This window comes from Nonomuraea basaltis, assembly GCF_005893125.1.
In the GTDB taxonomy this organism is placed as follows: Bacteria; Actinomycetota; Actinomycetes; order Streptosporangiales; family Streptosporangiaceae; genus Nonomuraea; species Nonomuraea basaltis.
This window is the reverse complement of the sequence record NZ_VCJS01000585.1, coordinates 1-1065: the sequence shown is the minus strand read 5'-3', so window position 1 is coordinate 1065 and position 1065 is coordinate 1. Positions and strand designations below refer to the sequence as shown.

At 70.1% G+C, this 1065-nt stretch carries 1 protein-coding gene; it reads left to right on the top strand.

Annotation, left to right across the window (positions count from 1 at the left end; all coding sequences use genetic code 11):
• Positions 1-936 (top strand): DUF5937 family protein (locus EJK15_RS69520; RefSeq protein WP_138720961.1); only part of this gene is annotated, 936 nt, incomplete at its 5' end.
• Between the last annotated feature and the right edge of the window lie 129 nt (positions 937-1065).

Genomic DNA, 1065 nt, shown 5'->3' with positions numbered 1-1065 from the left:
GCGTTGCGGATCCTGCTCGGTACGGGCGGCCACGCCGTCCACCGGCCCTGGGTGCGCCAGGCGCGCCCGCTGCTGGCGCGCGAACGCGAGCTGCCGCTGCTGCGGGCGCTCATTTCCGGACGGCTGCCCTCGTTCCTGTTCCCGGCGCCCAGGCAGCGCCTGCCTTCGCTGGCGACGGAGCTGGAACTGGTGCGGGCCACGCCAGAGGACTTCTTCCGGCACGAGTACGGCGCGGTCCTGGGCACGCCGGCCGAGCGCGCTCCCGAGCCCGCGACGGTCCTGCCGCGGCTGGTCGAGGCGCTGCATCGCGGCCACGAGCAGTTGATCGCGCCGCAGTGGGGCCGGATGCGCGCCGTGCTGGAGGACGACCTTGGGCGGCGCGCGCTGACCCTGGTGGAGGGCGGGGTGCAGGCGCTGTTCGCCGAGTTGCACCGGGACATCGCCTGGGACGGCGGCCAATTGGTGGTGCACAGCCGGCGCACCCCGCACTCCGTCTGCACGGTGGACGCCGGCGAGCATGGCCTGGTCCTGCTGCCCAGCGTCTTCAACTGGCCGAACGTGGGCGTCGACAAGGCCCCGGTCACCGCCGCGTCGATCCGCTATCCGGCGGTGGGCGTCGGCCTCCTCTGGGAGCTGCCTCAACCGGCGCTGACCGGCCTGGCCCCGGTGCTCGGCCGCACGAGAACGCAGATCCTCGCCGCCTTGGCCGAACCCCTGACGACCGCGGCCCTGGCCACCCGCCTGAACATCACCCCGAGCGCCGTTTCCCAACACCTGGGCGCGCTGCGCGGGGCGGACCTGGTGGCAACAGAACGCAACGGCCGCACGGCACTCCACCTGCGCACGGAACGAGCAGCCCACCTGCTGGGCGGCTCAGCTTCAGAAAACGACCGTTTGTCGGCGTACTCCTTGATGTGCAGAGGTGAGTACGAGTAAATGGGCTCTGTCGCTGATCTTGTGATGCGGGACGTCAGTCTCGAAGCAGGATCTTCTTCCTGAGAAGGTCAAAGTTCGCGCGGCCATATCCCTGCCGCTTGATCAACTTTACTCGCGTGTTCTGCCCTT